The sequence below is a fragment of the Vibrio sp. HM8-C genome (assembly GCF_058630515.1).
In genome coordinates this window covers 129,566-145,793 of the sequence record NZ_JBMMKS010000002.1, presented here as the reverse complement: position 1 = coordinate 145,793, position 16,228 = coordinate 129,566, and the positions used below count along the sequence as shown (strand labels likewise).

At 43.4% G+C, this 16,228-nt stretch carries 13 protein-coding genes; 5 read left to right on the top strand and 8 right to left on the bottom strand.

Annotation, left to right across the window (positions count from 1 at the left end; genetic code table 11):
* Positions 1–76: 76 nt before the first annotated feature.
* The 8 genes from ACOSVQ_RS03635 to glpK form a co-directional block, all read right to left on the bottom strand.
* Positions 77–1,993 (bottom strand): methyl-accepting chemotaxis protein, encoded by a 1,917-nt coding sequence (locus tag ACOSVQ_RS03635; RefSeq protein WP_491981221.1) that lies wholly within the window; start codon positions 1,991–1,993, stop codon positions 77–79.
* A gap of 177 nt (positions 1,994–2,170) precedes the next feature.
* Positions 2,171–2,803 (bottom strand): LysE family translocator, encoded by a 633-nt coding sequence (locus ACOSVQ_RS03630; protein ID WP_491981220.1) that lies wholly within the window; start codon positions 2,801–2,803, stop codon positions 2,171–2,173.
* Between the two features lie 22 nt (positions 2,804–2,825).
* Positions 2,826–3,662 carry a helix-turn-helix domain-containing protein gene (locus ACOSVQ_RS03625; RefSeq protein ID WP_491981219.1) on the bottom strand — a complete coding sequence of 279 codons (837 nt, stop codon included), beginning with the start codon at positions 3,660–3,662 and terminating at the stop codon, positions 2,826–2,828.
* Between the two features lie 132 nt (positions 3,663–3,794).
* Positions 3,795–4,109 carry an AzlD family protein gene (locus ACOSVQ_RS03620; RefSeq protein ID WP_165311789.1) on the bottom strand — a complete coding sequence of 105 codons (315 nt, stop codon included), beginning with the start codon at positions 4,107–4,109 and terminating at the stop codon, positions 3,795–3,797.
* Positions 4,099–4,821, bottom strand: coding sequence for an AzlC family ABC transporter permease (locus ACOSVQ_RS03615; protein WP_491981218.1), 723 nt, complete (start codon positions 4,819–4,821; stop codon positions 4,099–4,101). Before ACOSVQ_RS03615 ends, ACOSVQ_RS03620 begins: the two co-directional genes overlap by 11 nt.
* 257 nt (positions 4,822–5,078) lie before the next feature.
* Positions 5,079–6,647: an alkyl hydroperoxide reductase subunit F gene (gene ahpF / locus ACOSVQ_RS03610; protein ID WP_491981217.1), complete on the bottom strand. Its 1,569-nt coding sequence runs from the start codon at positions 6,645–6,647 to the stop codon at positions 5,079–5,081.
* A 199-nt stretch (positions 6,648–6,846) separates the two neighbouring features.
* The gene (gene ahpC / locus ACOSVQ_RS03605) at positions 6,847–7,404 is read right to left on the bottom strand and encodes an alkyl hydroperoxide reductase subunit C (RefSeq protein ID WP_171138770.1); all 558 of its coding nucleotides are present in this window, start codon (positions 7,402–7,404) and stop codon (positions 6,847–6,849) included.
* Between the two features lie 240 nt (positions 7,405–7,644).
* A complete protein-coding gene (gene glpK / locus ACOSVQ_RS03600) occupies positions 7,645–9,156 on the bottom strand; it encodes a glycerol kinase GlpK (protein ID WP_491981216.1) in 1,512 nt (503 codons plus the stop codon).
* Between the two features lie 469 nt (positions 9,157–9,625).
* On the opposite strand from glpK, the gene ACOSVQ_RS03595 reads away from it, so the two are divergent.
* From ACOSVQ_RS03595 to ACOSVQ_RS03575, 5 genes are all read left to right on the top strand, one after another.
* The gene (locus ACOSVQ_RS03595) at positions 9,626–10,387 is read left to right on the top strand and encodes a DeoR/GlpR family transcriptional regulator (protein ID WP_491981215.1); all 762 of its coding nucleotides are present in this window, start codon (positions 9,626–9,628) and stop codon (positions 10,385–10,387) included.
* Positions 10,388–10,607: 220 nt separating this feature from the next.
* A complete protein-coding gene (glpA, locus tag ACOSVQ_RS03590; protein WP_491981214.1) occupies positions 10,608–12,278 on the top strand; it encodes an anaerobic glycerol-3-phosphate dehydrogenase subunit A in 1,671 nt (556 codons plus the stop codon).
* A complete protein-coding gene (gene glpB, locus ACOSVQ_RS03585) occupies positions 12,275–13,615 on the top strand; it encodes a glycerol-3-phosphate dehydrogenase subunit GlpB (protein ID WP_491981213.1) in 1,341 nt (446 codons plus the stop codon). Before glpA ends, glpB begins: the two co-directional genes overlap by 4 nt.
* Positions 13,612–14,823, top strand: a complete 1,212-nt coding sequence (glpC, locus tag ACOSVQ_RS03580) for an anaerobic glycerol-3-phosphate dehydrogenase subunit GlpC (RefSeq protein WP_491981212.1) — start codon at positions 13,612–13,614, stop codon at positions 14,821–14,823. The genes glpB and glpC overlap by 4 nt, the downstream gene beginning before the upstream one ends.
* A gap of 202 nt (positions 14,824–15,025) precedes the next feature.
* A complete protein-coding gene (locus ACOSVQ_RS03575) occupies positions 15,026–16,204 on the top strand; it encodes a sugar transporter (RefSeq protein ID WP_491981211.1) in 1,179 nt (392 codons plus the stop codon).
* The last annotated feature ends 24 nt before the right edge of the window (positions 16,205–16,228 follow it).

Here is a 16,228-nt window from a genome sequence, read left to right as displayed (position 1 = left end):
AATGCAAATGAGGTCAGTAAAGAACACGAGAGAAGAGGTTCACGCCAGTCATAGAGCATGACCGGCGTGATGATATTTACACTTTATAGTGGGACAGTTGTGAACTCAGGTCGGCAGCCAACCCATGCAATCTTTTACATGCTTGTGTAGTTTCACTGCTGTAAGTTAAGTTTTGATCGCTAGCTTCTCGGATAAGGTTTATGTTTTTGCTCACATCTTCAGCCACGAATCGTTGTTGCTCTACTGCGCTCGCTATCTCAGCATTCAACTGTGAGATGTTATGGACAGAAGAGAGTACTGTTCTAAGCACCTCATCTGCAGCTTTGGCCTGAGCAACGTTACTCTCTGCTACCTTACGGCTGTTGTTCATCTGATCTGAAGCCTGTTTTCCACTGTGCTGTAAACGCTCAACCATCTTGCGAATCTCTTCCGTAGAGGTTTGAGTTCTACTCGCCAGTAATCGTACTTCGTCTGCAACAACCGCAAAACCGCGACCCTGCTCGCCAGCTCGAGCAGCTTCAATAGCTGCGTTAAGTGCTAACAAGTTCGTTTGCTCAGCAATGTCGCGAATAACGGTCAGTACCTTACTGATACTGTCGCTGGCATCAACCAGCTCTTGTACAACAAGGCTTGAGCTTTCGATGTTACTTGCTTGATGTTCGATACTGTCTATGGTTGCAGTCAGTGTTTCTCCTACTTTATAGACATCTTGATTAGCCTGATTGGCGTTATTTTCAGCATCAACCGTGTTTTTTGCGATGTCGAGCGCTGAAATACTCATTTCATGCGACGCAGCAGCAACTTGCTCTGTATCTTTGTTTTGAGAAGTAATCGAGTTCAAAGATTGGTTTGCTAATGCTAGTAATTGATTTGCAGACTGATTGACATTCTCTGCTGCTGCCTTGGAGTGTTTAATCGTCTCATGTATTCGCTCAAGAAGACTGTTGAAACCTGAGGCCATCTCGCCTAACTCATCTTTACTGAGCTGTTCAAAACGTTTGGTAAGGTCACCTTCACCGTCTGCTAAGTTGTGAATAGCATCGACGTAGACTTTGAGTGGCTTGCCAACGATTTTGTGAACCATAAGCGAAATGAACGCAATCAGGATGACACCTATACCTAAGACTATCGAAACGCTTTGGATGGAAGCACTCCAAATCATGGCACTCACTTCTGCGTTCGGATAAGCAGAGACTATTTCATATCCCCAAGGTGTATAAGTTGAACGAGATATGTTCCAGTTGTCTTTGTCGTCCAACGCTTTTGTTATGACATCTTTATTGGTATTCCCCGAAAACATTCGAAGCTGGCCTTTGCCATCAAGCAAAGCAACGAAGCCTTGCTCTAACACGCTTGCGTTATTTACCGCATCGGCAATCGCTTTCATGTCCGCTGAATAACCGACATACCAGATACCAATTATTTTACCACTGTCAATAATAGGCTCGTAACCCGCTATATATGGCTGCCCAAGGATATCAACTTCGCCGTAAAAGCTTTGCCCTTTGCTAATCGCTTGCATTGCTTTGCCAGTAGGAGCAAGGATTGTACCTGTTGCACGTTGCCCATCCTTCTTAACATTGGTTGAAATGCGGACATATTCATCGTTAGTGCGAGAAAACAACGTTGCTGTTCCCCCCATCACATTGGTGAGGCTATCGACCAATTCGTATTGGTTGGTTTGTTTACTATCACCGAAATATAGATTTGCAGCTGTTTTACCAGAAACGTTATCTGTATCTTTAAGGCTTGGAGAACCTAGCTCAAGACTACGTTCTTTCAACAAGTTCATACTACTTTGAACACGTTGCAACATGATGCTGTCGGTTGTATCGAGCAATCGAGTGATATCTTCAACGGCTTCTTCCTGATGTTGTTGCGCCGTTTGATGAACAGTTGCAATGGTATGAGTGACCTGAAATATCACAAGTACCGCAGCAAATAAACATATCAACAGGGATATGCTAAAAATGAATTTCTTATTAATACTCATAAACTTCCTTTGAAACTACCAAATGAAAAAGTGTTTTACTTTTAGAATTATCATTCAATATTGACGATATTTTGATCAGTTGGCTAGATCTGAAAAGGCTTTTTTGAATCAAAATGTATCAACGTTTAGTTAACCTAAATAAAAACAATGAGTAATAAGAGTCACATTTTTATAGCATTACACCTGTTGGATGAGCTTAATGTAGACGTGCTCGTAGCCGATACTTGCTGCAACAAAAATTAGTAGCGCAGACATCAAAACATTGAAGGTTTTGAAATACATTGGATTCTCAATTCGTTTGCCCATTAACATTCCCACCAATGAGTAACTGCTTGGAGCGCCGAACGCGAGAATCGCTAAGCCAATTGACCAAACAACAATAGAGCTGCCACTGATACCCGCGGCTGGAAACTGAATGGTTGAAATAGGCATTGTTGCCACCAGTGCTTTCGGATTAAGCAGTTGCATGATCAGGCCATTTGTAAAACTTAATATCGACACACTAGCTGTTTTCTCAGAGACAATGGCTTTGTTATCAGAAACATTGACGTTTGCATGCAACACTTTCCAAGCAATATAAACAATGTAACTGCAACCAATCAGGCTGATGTATGGCAGTAGAGAAGGGTTAATAAATTTAAGCCCAAGAAAGCCGAGAAACACAAACAGGATCAACATCGCGCATCCCACACCAGCGAAAAAGCCAATATGTTCACGGGTTTTGCCGTTTAATCCACTGTGTAAACCCAATAGGTTGATCGGGCCAGGGGTGTACATTACACCAATGGCATAAGCGAGAATTTCTAACATTGAAAGCTCCAAATGTATGGAATTAAGAACAGAGTTGTAGCTGGTATTGTTTAGGTGTCATGCCAAACGTTCTTTTGAAATGACGATTGAGATGGCTGTTATCCGCAAAACCAGAGAGTTGCGCGACATGGCTAGAAGGTAAGCCAGTCTCCAAATATTTACGTGCGGCGTTAATGCGACAGTTCAATACATACTGGTGAGGTGTGATACCGAACTGACGATGAAATAGCCGGATAAAGTGATATTTAGACATAGTGGCGGCGTTCGCGACATCATCAATAGATATATCTTGGTCGATATGACCAATGATGAAGTCTTTTGCCCGAGTCAGCAGGCTGTCTTTTCGAGACAAGGGGGTAGAGTATTCTTGGTCTAGTTTGCCTGCTTTAGCCACCAGTGACTGAGCAATATGAAACAGTCCACTTTCAAACTCTATTGTTGAGTGATTCGGTTCGCTGACGAGTTGGTGCATGGACAAGATCTGATGTCTCAGCACAGCATCATCCATTAGCGGACTATCTAGTCTAAGCGTCGTGTCTTTTCCATAACCCAGAGCTTGAAATAGAGGTTTCAATTCATTGGGATGGATATAGAGCATGACGTATTCAAGATTTTCACTGCCTCCAGAATGACCATCGTGAACATCTTCAGGATTGAAGAGTAATACACCACCAGATGGACTTTTATGAAAAGCCTTTTGGCAGAAGAAGTCTTGGCGTCCTTTCAAAGTGACACCAATCGAATACTCTTCATGGGCGTGTTTTGCATAAGAAAAATCGCTCATCGTTGCTTCTAGTGTGGTAACTAGTTGCTGATGACTACTGCTAAAGTGAAAGCGATTTTCTTGATTGGCACTCAAAACTGTTTCCTTATCGTGTGATTCCTATAGTTCTCAGTATAGTTAGTCGCTGAATCGAAAACTTGAACAAAATTGCTCATTGTTAATTTTGGGTGCCAAGAAAAACCGATAGGATTTCGGGGAATCTATGATTCAAATAGGCATCTGTCTTGTTACTGCGGCCATCGCAATACCCAATGCAATTGCGGTTAATGGTCGCTTGGTTGTTAAAGCGAATATTGCGGTCATCGCGAGTGCAAGTTTTGCTCCCATATCACCTTGAATAAACAAAGGTGCAATAATCGCAACCAACACTGAGCCAGACATTGCCGCGATGAACTGTTGTACTTTGTGATTAATCGGCACAAAACTCATGACAAATACACCGCCCCAGCGAGTCACCAATGTGACCAGTGCCATGATAAGAATAATGAAAAGGGTGCCTGAACCTGCGGTATCAATGCTCATGTTTTTCTTCCTTTAGAATAATTCCCAGTAAACCACCGACCAAGGCGCCAGCAAAAACATGACTGTTTTCTGGTAGATATAAATAAGCTAAAACCGACGCCACGGCAGCGCCACCCCAAATTATCATCGTACGCTGGTCTTTTTTACCTTCTAGAACCATGGTGAGCAGAAAGCACGACATCACCATATCAAGACCAAAGGCTTTTGGGTCACTGATAGAATTACCGAAGTAAAGACCGAGCCAAGTACCGACGATCCAAAACACCCACATGGTGAGTCCGCCACCAAGCAATATGCCCAATGCTTTCCCATATTCTCTGCTATTAAATGCCTGTAATGACATTGCCCAGTTTGAATCTGACGCCACCATCATCACGCCGTAACGCTTTAACGGATTGAGATGTTTTAACCAAGGATAAAGCGATGCGCCCATCAATAAGTGTCTGGCGTTAATAGCAAAGACCGTGACAACCAGCGGAAGAATAGGCACTTCAGTACCCCATAAATCCAAACTACCAAACTGAGAGGCACCAGCAAAAACCGCGGCACTCATCAATACAGTGGAAACGTCGTCTAAACCAGTTTGTGAAGCCGCCAATCCGAAAGCGGCACCGAAAATAGCTACGAAAAGTGAGATGGGAAGAAACTTGCGGACACCAGAATAAAAGTGATGCGCAGTAAACTTGATATCGTTTAAATCCGTTTCAGACAAAGGAAGTTCCTTAGCGGTAAAGTGGTGAACATAAAAGTGGCAAACTTAAAAATGGTTAACATATTAAAAAATGGTAAATATAAAAGTAGGCTGCATTAATTCCAATAACGGAACAATAGGGCAGGTGCAAGCCTAGGTTATGTTTTCCTATGTGGCGTTATCGCATGAGTTTTTCAATCCAATAACAGAAATAAAACAAAAAAAGAGCCCTACCGAAGTAGAGCCCTTTGTCGTTAATAGGAGATAAAATGTATGATTTAAGCTTGTTTTCGAATTAGGTAATCAAACGCACCTAGACTCGCTTTTGCACCTTCGCCCATAGCAATAATGATTTGCTTGTAAGGTACGGTAGTTGCGTCACCAGCAGCAAAGACACCTTCCATGCTAGTTTCGCCACGGTTGCCCACTTCGATTTCACCACGAGCAGACAACTTAACTTCAGAATCCTTTAACCATTCAGTGTTTGGTACAAGGCCGATTTGTACAAAGATACCCGACAATTCAATTTCTTTGATTTCGTCTGTATTGCGATCTTTGTATTTCAAACTTGTTACGCGTTTACCGTCACCAACAACTTCAGTCGTTTGTGCCATTGTGATGATTTCAACGTTTGGCAGAGAGTTTGCCTTGTTAATCAACACTTGGTCTGCGCGTAGAGTGTCAGCGAACTCAAGAACAGTAACATGTTCAACGATACCAGCTAGGTCAATTGCCGCTTCGATACCTGAGTTACCGCCACCAATTACCGCTGTTTTCTTGCCTTTGAATAGTGGGCCGTCACAGTGTGGGCAGTAAGCAACGCCTTTGTTACGGTATTCTTGTTCACCAGGAACGTTCATTTCTCTCCAACGTGCACCTGGGCTTAGGATGACACTCTTACTCTTAAGTGTCGCACCGCTTTCAAGGTTTACGTGGATGTAACCATCTTCTGTGTAAGTAGCACCCATTAGCCTGTCAGCTTGTTGCTCAGTGATGATGTCTACACCGTACTCTTTTAGGTGTTCACCTAAATCATGCGCAAGTTTTGGACCTTCAGTATGCTTAACCGAAATAAAGTTTTCGATTGCCATTGTATCCATTACTTGACCGCCCAAACGCTTAGCTACAACACCTGTACGGATGCCTTTACGAGCAGCGTATACCGCAGCTGCACTACCACCAGGGCCACCGCCGATAACAAGAACATCATAAGGTTCTTTTTCGTTTAGGCTTGCTGCTGCTTTTTCAGCTGCGCCATCATCAATCTTGTTCAAGATTTCAGTCAGTGACATACGACCTTGACCAAAGAGTTCGCCATTTACGAATACGCTTGGTACAGCCATGATGTCGCGAGATTTCACTTCATCTTGGAACAGAGCACCGTCGATCATCGTAGTACGAATGTCAGGGTTAATCGCCGACATCATGTTGAACGCTTGCACTACGTCAGGACAGTTTTGGCAAGATAGAGAAATAAAGATTTCTACATCTAGCTTTTTGTTTAATTTAGCAATTTGTTCGATAGTTTCAGCTTCTAGCTTAATTGGGTGACCACCTGAGTGAAGTAGAGCCAATACTAGAGAAGTAAACTCGTGTCCCATTGGAAGACCAGCAAAACGTAGCTGAGTACCTTTCTTAGGGTTTGTCACTGTCATCACTGGACGGCGAGAGCTTGCTGCATCATCGCGAGTCACAGTCACTAAATCGCTTAGCTCTGCAATTTCGTTAGCTAGTGATTGGATATCATTTGCTGCCTTGCTTTCATCTAGGCTGACCACTAACTGAACTTCTTCTTTAAGGTTGCTAAGATATTGTTTTAATTGTTGTTTAATCGCCTGATCTAACATTTTTTGTTATACCTATTCGTATTTCTATTAAAGAGAGCGGTCACTCTGGATAAATTCAATTCTTTTATTTTGCTGAGGGGGAGAGCCAGTCAAGCTCGTAGGTCGTTAGGTACATTGCCTGACCAGCTCTCTAATTCAGCAACCTTCCTATTTGAAGCCGCTAAACGACTTCAAATGGATTAGGTTTTAAGCTTTATGCTTAGATTTTGCCTACTAGGTCTAGAGAAGGAGCTAGAGTTTCTTCGCCTTCTTTCCATTTAGCTGGACATACTTCACCTGGGTGAGAAGCAACGTATTGTGCAGCTTTGATCTTACGTAGTAGGTCTTCTGCGTCACGACCGATGCCTTCAGCTGTGATTTCTACAGCTTGGATAACACCTTGTGGGTCGATAACGAAAGTAGCGCGGTCTGCTAGACCTTGGCCTTCACGCATAACACCGAAGTTGTTAGTGATGTTGCCAGTTTGGTCGCCAACCATGAAGTAGTTGATCTTACCGATTGTTTCTGAGCTATCGTGCCATGCTTTGTGAGTGAAGTGAGTGTCAGTTGATACTGAGTAAACTTCTACGCCACGAGATTGAAGCTCTTCGTAGTGGTCAGCTAGGTCGCCTAGCTCAGTTGGACATACGAATGTGAAGTCAGCTGGGTAAAAGAAGAATACTGCCCATTTGCCTAGTACGTCTTTTTCAGAAATTTCTACAAACTTGCCGTCTTTAAATGCCGTTGCGTTAAATGGTTTGATAGTAGTGTTAATCATGTTTTTTTACCTTCCTAAGAGTTTTTTTGATTAGGCAATCTCTGTCTCTTGCCTTCGAGATGTATATTCACATGAAGTCATGGTTTATAAAAATTGCTTGTTCTTATTGAATCAATCGGCAAAACCTATTGGATGATTTTGCATGCTTCAACTATTTGAACGGGACTCTGCAAATAAAAAGGGACGCTGAGCGTCCCTTTAACGTTTGATGTATCGAGTAATGTTGGGACTGATAACAAGTTACTCGTCATCGACGTGAGAAACAGCCAGCACACCTCGTACTGCACGTTTCCAGCCATTGTAGCGTTGAGCTCGTTTCTGCTCGTCTTGTGCTGGCACGAAGACGCGGTCGATTTCTGCTTTATCCGCCACTTCATCCAACGAATCCCAATATCCAACCGCAAGACCCGCTAAGTAAGCTGCGCCTAATGCGGTAACTTCTGTAACCTTAGGTCGTTGAACATCAGTATTCAGGATGTCTGATTGGAATTGCATTAAGAAATTATTTGCCACAGCTCCGCCGTCAACACGCAGTGTTGCTAGCTTGATACCGGAATCCGCTTGCATTGCATCAATAACATCACGGCTTTGGTATGCAATACTCTCCAACGTTGCACGAATGATATGGTTTATGCCCGTACCTCGGCTCATACCCACAATAGTGCCCCGAGCATAAGCATCCCAATAAGGTGCGCCTAAGCCTGTAAATGCAGGAACCACATAAACTCCGTTAGAAGAGTCAACTTTGGTCGCAAAATATTCAGAATCTTTTGCTTCGGTGATGAGCTTCATTTCATCACGAAGCCACTGAATTGCTGCGCCACCAATAAAGACCGACCCTTCTAGTGCGTAAGAAACTTCACCTTTAGGTCCACACGCTAGCGTTGTTAACAAACCATTTTTCGAAGTAACTTTCTCTTTGCCAGTGTTCATAAGAAGGAAGCAGCCAGTGCCATAAGTGTTTTTAGCTTGACCCGGTTGAACACACATTTGACCGAAGAGCGCCGCTTGTTGGTCGCCCGCAATACCCGAAATAGGAATACGAGTACCGCCCTTACCACCGATATTGGTTTCGCCATACACTTCAGAAGAGGCTTTCACTTCAGGCATCATCGATAGTGGGATATCGAGCTCTTTAAGGATTTTTTCATCCCACTGAAGAGAGTTGATATTAAACAGTAGGGTGCGCGATGCGTTGGTATAGTCAGTGACATGGACACGACCTTGAGTCATCTTCCACACTAACCATGTATCAACAGTACCAAACAGAAGCTTGCCTTGTTGTGCTAGTTCGCGTGCGCCTGCAACATTGTCGAGGATCCATTTTACTTTGGTACCTGAGAAGTATGGGTCTAGCAATAACCCTGTATTTTCACGCACGTAGGTTTCAAAACCTTCAATCGTTTTTAACTGTACACAAATATCGGCAGTACGACGGCACTGCCAAACAATCGCGTTATAAACAGGCTCGCCAGTCTCTTTGTTCCAGACAATGGTGGTTTCACGTTGGTTAGTTATACCAATAGCGGCTACTTGATCAGAGCGGATACCTTTTTTGCCTAATGCTTCAACCAGTACAGAGCTTTGAGTCGCGTAGATTTCAAGTGGGTCATGTTCTACCCAGCCAGACTCAGGATAAATTTGGGTAAACTCACGTTGAGATACACTGACGATGTTTGCGTCATGATCGAGTACCACAGCACGAGAGCTGGTGGTTCCCTGATCCAGAGCGACGACATATTTGTTATTCATAAGTAGCGGTCCTATTCACGTTATCTATCCGCCTACCTGACAGCGCCTAACAAAAAGAAGGCAATTGACTCAAGTGCTTGGATATTGGATTTATTTTATGGGCTTTAGTGCTATCAAAGACATCACATTTGTCACAAATCCGGCGATGGTGTTTTTGGAAACACAATTACCCTTATTTATTTCATGGGCTAATGGTAGATGATGATGGAAGCCGGAAAATAGTTTTCGCTCTCGAAATGAGCAAACGAGCAAAAAAGTAATCTATCTCGAATTCAAACTGTTAAATAGTGCACGTTTTTTCTCAGTTTTAGTGTTTTCAACAGTCGTATGATGACTTTTTAGTGCTTAATGTGACTAAAAAACGCTAAGAAAAGTGACATATTCAGCACTCTACTCAAACAGTCATTCAACAAACGCGCGCCACTGAGTAGACTAAACCCATAAAGACATGGGGACATCAGGACATATTTTGAAAGCCAATAAACGTCATCAAGAAATTATTGAGTTGGTTAAGACTCAAGGCTATGTCAGCACGGAAGACCTAGTTGAGCGATTTAATGTCAGCCCTCAGACGATACGGCGTGATCTCAACGAGCTAGCCGAGTTGGACAAAATCAAGCGTAACCACGGTGGCGCAACCATAGTCACCAGCTCTGAAAATTCGTCTTATCAAATGCGACAAGTGTCAAATCAGGAAGAAAAACAACGTATTGCACTAAAGTTGGTTGAGCATATTCCTGACGGTGCAACCTTGTTTATCGATATTGGTACGACACCTGAAGCGGTGGCGAGAGCCTTACTGAAAAACCACCAGAATTTAAGAATAGTGACGAACAACATTAATGTTGCTTCGCTATTGATGACCAAGCCTGATTTCAAAGTGATACTCGCAGGCGGTGAAGTTCGCAGCAGAGATGGCGGTGTAACTGGTGAGGCAACAATGGACTTCATCTCTCAGTTTCGCTTGGACTTTGGTATTCTAGGCATCAGTGGTATCGACTTCGACGGTTCGCTATTAGACTTTGACTATCATGAAGTTAGAGTGAAGAAAGCAATTATTGAGAACAGCCGTAGTGTTTATTTAGGTGTTGACCATTCAAAATTTGGTCGTAATGCAATGGTCAAACTTGGTGGTATTGAAGAGGTCGACCTAATTATTACCGACCAAAGACCACCAGAATCGATCTGCAAGTTAATCAAAGAGCATGATATTCAATTAGATATTGTTTAACTGATTTTCCTCAACCTTAATTCACCAGTTAAAGCCAGCGTTCATCGCTGGCTTTTTTGTGTTTCATATAAATGTCATCAGTTTCTTATAAATATATTTGCTCGTTAATGTGAAATTATTGTTCTTTTTATGCTCGAACGAGCATTTATGATCAAGATCTCGAACATCTGTTATTTTTTAAGCCACACTAAAACTCACATTTGGGGCGAGTGGATTAGAGATGAAATCAATTGTGCGATTTGAAACCGATGTCGTCATTATCGGCGGAGGTGCGACAGGTACAGGGATTATGCGTGATTGTGCTCTTAGGGGCATTAACTGCATTTTGCTCGAAAAGGATGATTTGGCTTCTGGAACAACGGGACGTAATCACGGCTTATTACATTCAGGTGCTCGTTATGCTGTCACCGATCAACATTCAGCCAAAGAGTGTATCCAAGAAAATCGCATATTAAAGAAGATAGCTCGCCATTGTATTGAAGATACAGGCGGTCTGTTCATCACCCTGCCAGAAGATGATTTGGATTTTCAAAAAATCTTTATCGAACAATGCCAAGCCGCTGATATTGATGTTGAAACCTTGTCGCCAAAAGATGCTTTACGCCTAGAACCAAACACTAATCCCGCGCTTATTGGTGCAGTCAAAGTACCAGATGGTACGCTTGACCCTTTCCGCTTGTGTTCATCCAACGTACTGGATGCAAAAGAGCATGGCGCTCGACTTTTCAATCATTCGCGCGTGGTATCTCTTATTCGTCAAGGCGATACAGTCTTGGGCGTGAAATGCATTAACACACAAACCAATCAGCCGTTTGAGGTCATCGCTCAGCAAGTGATTAATGCTGCGGGTATTTGGGGACAGGGTATCTGTGAATACGCAGAGCTGGATATCAAGATGTTCCCCGCCAAAGGTTCGTTATTGATTCTCGACTACCGCATTAATAATTTAGTGATAAACCGCTGTCGTAAACCTTCCGATGCCGACATCCTAGTGCCGGGAGACACCATTTCCTTGATTGGCACAACCTCAGAACACATTGATTACGACATGATTGATGACTTGCACGTAACGGCGGCTGAAGTGGATTTGTTGCTTGAAGAAGGTATCAAACTTGCGCCTGTGATGAAAAATACACGTGTGCTAAGAGCTTACGCAGGTGTTAGACCTTTGGTATCGCTCAGCGGTGACAGTTCTGGTCGGAATATCAGCCGCGGAATTGTGTTGCTGGATCACCAAGAACGAGATGGTCTTAAAGGATTTACCACGATTACAGGCGGTAAGCTAATGACATATCGCCTAATGGCTGAGCAAGCAACGGATCTCGTCGCGAGTAAACTGGGTAATACCACGCCTTGTTCAACCCACACCAAGCCGTTACCTGGCTCGGTTGAATCACCTAAAGTACTCAGAAAAACCGCCAGTATTGCCAAGCCTGTTTATGAGTCCGCAATTTATCGCCATGGAGAACGAGCGGAAGCCTTCCTTTCCGAGAAACCGCAAAGCCAAGCCATCGTGTGTGAGTGTGAGATGGTGACTGCAGGGGAAATTGAGTACGCGATTAAAAAATTGGATGTAAGAAACCTTGTCGATTTACGCCGTCGTACTCGCTTAGGTATGGGACCTTGTCAGGGAGAGCTTTGTGCTTATCGTGCTGCCAGCTTGTTTCAAGAATATGGAGACATTGGCGGGCATGAGTCAGCACTGTTGCTCAAAGAGTTTTTGGAAGAGCGCTGGAAGGGAATCAAACCGATTTTCTGGGGAGATGCATTAAGAGAAGCAGAATTCAGTTACTGGATTTATGAAGGCTTATTTGGTTGTAGCGACATTGAATCAGCTCGTATCGATAAACCTACCATTGCGACACCAACTCAGGAGCAAGAGCAGCCATGATGAATTACGATGTGATAGTGATTGGTAGCGGTATCGCAGGTTACTCGGCTGCCATTAAGTGCTTAGAGCATGGGTTGAAAACGGCGGTTGTAAGCAGTGGACAGAGCGCTTTGCATTTTTCTTCAGGCTCCATCGACTTGCTTTCTCATTCGCCTTTAAACCACCAGTTGATTGATAACCCTTGGAAGGAAATTGAGGCTTTAGTCAAAGCGCTTCCAGAACACCCTTATGCAAAAGTAGGAAGCAAGAATATTCGTGCAGCGATGCACTGGTATCAACAGATGTTGGCATCGAACGGATTGCCAATGAATACGCTTGTTTCTGAGAATAATCACTTTCGAATCACTACGTTGGGCACATTGAAATCGACTTGGCTTTCACAACCCTATGTCGAAAAAATAGAACAGGATTTTTCAAATCTTGCTGAAATTAAACGTATTGTAATGATAGCCGTGGACGGATTCAGAGATTTTCAACCTCATATTGCTCTTGGTAATTTGCAGCTAAATCCAGCGTTTAAAGATATCCCAATCAAAACGGCAAAAGTCAGTTTAACGGCTTTTGGGCAGCTCAATCGCAATCCTTACGATTTAAGATCAATCGACATATCCAGACTGTTGCGTGAAGAAAACCAGTTTAACGAATTTGCCAATCAGTTGTTAAAAGTCGTCTCGCCAGAAGATCTCGTGGTGTTACCGTCGATCATGGGAAATGGCGATGGTTTAGAGTTGATGCATAAACTCAGCCGTTACACCGGACTAAAACTGCATGAAGTACCAACCATGCCCCCATCGTTGCTGGGTATTCGTATCGAAGATGTGATGATGCGAACATTCATCAACAAGGGGGGAGTGCTGCACAAAGGCGATGAAGTTCTAGGAGGGCAGTTTGAGGATCTTGGCGATAGTCTGAATTTAACCTCAATTCAGACCAAGAAAATGGGTGACATGGATCTGATAGCGAAACATTACATTCTCGCGTCAGGGAGCTTTTTCAGTAAGGGTTTGATCGCCAATCAAAATGCGATTAAAGAGCCTATTTTTGATTTAGACACCGAAGTTTCTGGTGCGAGAAACGAGTGGCATCAGCATGATTTCTTTAGCGGCAAACCCCATCCGTTCTTATCTTTTGGGGTGGTCACTGATAAACGTTTTACGCCATCAATCAGCGGTAATAAGGTCAACAACCTCCATTGCATTGGTGCGATTTTAAGTGGATATAACCCGATATCTCACGGCTGTGGCGGCGGTGTAGCGATAAGCACCGCTTACTGGGTTGTAGAGCAAATAGTCTCGAGTTTACGAAGTGAGTTATTGATGAAGGAGGTCAGTGCATGACAGTTGCAAGCAGAGATACCACCTTCGACCAGTGCATCAAATGCACCGTATGTACCGTGTATTGTCCGGTAGCGAAGGCAAATCCAGATTTTCCCGGACCAAAGCAGTGCGGACCAGACGGTGAAAGGCTGCGTATAAAAAGCCCAGAATTTTATGATGATATGTTAAAGCATTGCACTAACTGCAAGCGTTGTGAAACGGCGTGTCCTTCAGGGGTTCGTATTGGCGATATTATTGCTGTAGCGAGAGGGAAATTTGGTAAACGCCCGATGAACCCTAAGTTGGTGCGTGACTTTGTGCTAAGTCATACCGATTTGTTTGGCTCACTTGCTACCCCATTTGCACCAATAGTCAATGCGGCGACACAGCTGCCGTTGGTTAAGAAAATCATGCACAAGACTATTGGTGTGCATGAGCACAAATCGCTTCCTAAATACTCTCATGGCACTTTCAGAAGTTGGTTCAAAAGCAATGTGATCGAACAGTCGAATTATCCACGTGCGGTCAGCTATTACCATGGCTGCTATGTGAACTATAACCACCCACAATTGGGTAAAGATTTTATTCGGGTGATGAACGCCATGAATATTGGCGTACGTCTGCTCGAAAAAGAAAAGTGCTGTGGTGTGGCTATGATCGCCAACGGTTTTCACGATAAAGCGAAAAAGAATGCTGAGTTCAATATCGAACACGTGGGTAAAGCGATCGACAACAACAGCGTAGCGGTACTGTCCACGTCATCGACCTGCTCATTCACTTTACAAGAAGAATATCCCCATGTGCTTGGTGTAGAGAATGAACATGTGGCGAGTAAGATTCTCTATGTCAGTCGTTTTCTATTGAAAGAGTTCATGAGCGGAAACCTTCCGAAAATGAAGCCACTGAATAAGAAAATCGTCTACCACACGCCTTGTCACCTCGAAAGAAGTGGTGGTGCTGTGTTTACCATTGAAGTGTTGAAAATGATCCCAGGACTAGAAGTGATTGTGCTCGATAGCGAATGCTGTGGTCTTGCCGGCACTTATGGCTTTAAAGAGGAAAACTATGAAGTTTCCATGAAAATAGGAGACGACTTGTTTACCAAGATTAGACGTTCAAATGCCGACTATGCGATTACCGATTGCGAAACTTGTAAATGGCAAATTGAGGAAAACACCCAGTTAGAGTGTATTCACCCTGTGAGTTTGATTGCGGAAGCCTTGGCTTAGCTGCATTTCGTTCATGTCTCATCACAACAAAAATAGCCGTGAAAAAGAGGAAATAGATACAGAGGTTTTTGCTGTTAATAGAAAATAAAATGCTCTGAAAAGTATTAAAAAAGTTGTATAAACAGTTTGCATTAATTGTGAAATAAATCACAATATACGCACATTTATTTATCCTCTTTTACACGGTTATATGACACAAACCATGTCCGCAACGAACGACAATTCTCGTCGTTCACAATACTTACGCGTATTTGCTTTAGGTTTCAGCGGCTTTATATTCAATACCACTGAATTCGTACCTGTCGGGCTGCTTTCTGATATCGCGAATGATTTCTCGATATCGACGGCTTCCGTTGGTTGGATGCTGACTATCTATGCTTGGATAGTCGCATCGATGTCATTGCCAATGATGATGATCACCAGCCGAATTGAGCGCAAGAAATTGCTGCTTGGTTTGTTTGCACTGTTTATTGTCAGCCATTGTTTCTCTGTATTTGCTTGGAGCTTCGAAGTTCTTGTCGCCAGTAGGATTGGCATTGCCTTTGCGCATGCGGTGTTTTGGTCGATTACTGCCTCAATTGCAATACGTGTAGCTCCTCCGGGTAAAAAGACTTTTGCATTAAGCATTCTAGCAACGGGTACGTCACTTGCGATGGTATTGGGTGTTCCGCTAGGACGAATTATTGGTCAGTGGTTGGGATGGCGCGTAACTTTTGGCGTTATCGCTATTACCGCGTTAATGATCATGTTTAGCCTCTACCGCCTATTGCCAGTGATGCCAAGCTTGTTTACGGGTTCAATGAAGAAACTGCCAGAGCTATTGAAGAATCCTGCACTGATGGGCTTGTATCTGTTCATCTTTATGATCTTCACCGCTCATTACACTGCATACAGCTACATTGAGCCTTTCTTGAAAGTGATTGGCTCATTGTCTGAAAACTTCACAACCTTCTTACTGCTACTGTTTGGCGCTGCGGGTATTTTGGGCAGTGTCATTTTTGGTAACTTAGGTGACCGTCCAAATACGCCAATCTTAGTTGGATGTACGGCAACCGTAATGGTTTGTACCGCGTTAATCTACTTTGCAGTACCTCATCTATGGTCAATCAGTATTTTGCTGGTTGTCTGGAGTGCAGCGTTGATGATTGTGAGCCTCGTGATGCAGGTTAAAGTGCTTAACATCGATTCCAATGCATCGGATATGATCATGTCGATGTTCTCCGGCATCATTAACTTGGGTATCGGCGCAGGCGCGTTGATTGGTGGTAAAGTCATCCTGTTTATGTCGCTTGAAGGCATTGGCTACGTGAGTGCATTGTTTGCACTGCTATCACTACTCTGGATTATGTTTATGATGAAGCGCTACAGTGCGATTCGTTAATACGTTAACGGTATCTTGTTCATC

Excerpts from the sequence above, each read along its gene's own strand:
- ACOSVQ_RS03635 (WP_491981221.1), bottom strand. The coding sequence starts at position 1,993 with ATGAGTATTAATAAGAAATTCATTTTTAGCATATCCCTGTTGATATGT.
- glpK (WP_491981216.1), bottom strand. The coding sequence starts at position 9,156 with ATGAATAACAAATATGTCGTCGCTCTGGATCAGGGAACCACCAGCTCT.
- ahpF (WP_491981217.1), bottom strand. The coding sequence starts at position 6,647 with ATGTTAGATCAGGCGATTAAACAACAATTAAAACAATATCTTAGCAAC.
- glpA (WP_491981214.1), top strand. The coding sequence starts at position 10,608 with ATGAAATCAATTGTGCGATTTGAAACCGATGTCGTCATTATCGGCGGA.
- glpC (WP_491981212.1), top strand. The coding sequence starts at position 13,612 with ATGACAGTTGCAAGCAGAGATACCACCTTCGACCAGTGCATCAAATGC.
- ACOSVQ_RS03630 (WP_491981220.1), bottom strand. The coding sequence starts at position 2,803 with ATGTTAGAAATTCTCGCTTATGCCATTGGTGTAATGTACACCCCTGGC.
- ACOSVQ_RS03620 (WP_165311789.1), bottom strand. The coding sequence starts at position 4,109 with ATGAGCATTGATACCGCAGGTTCAGGCACCCTTTTCATTATTCTTATC.
- ahpC (WP_171138770.1), bottom strand. The coding sequence starts at position 7,404 with ATGATTAACACTACTATCAAACCATTTAACGCAACGGCATTTAAAGAC.
- glpB (WP_491981213.1), top strand. The coding sequence starts at position 12,275 with ATGATGAATTACGATGTGATAGTGATTGGTAGCGGTATCGCAGGTTAC.
- ACOSVQ_RS03575 (WP_491981211.1), top strand. The coding sequence starts at position 15,026 with ATGTCCGCAACGAACGACAATTCTCGTCGTTCACAATACTTACGCGTA.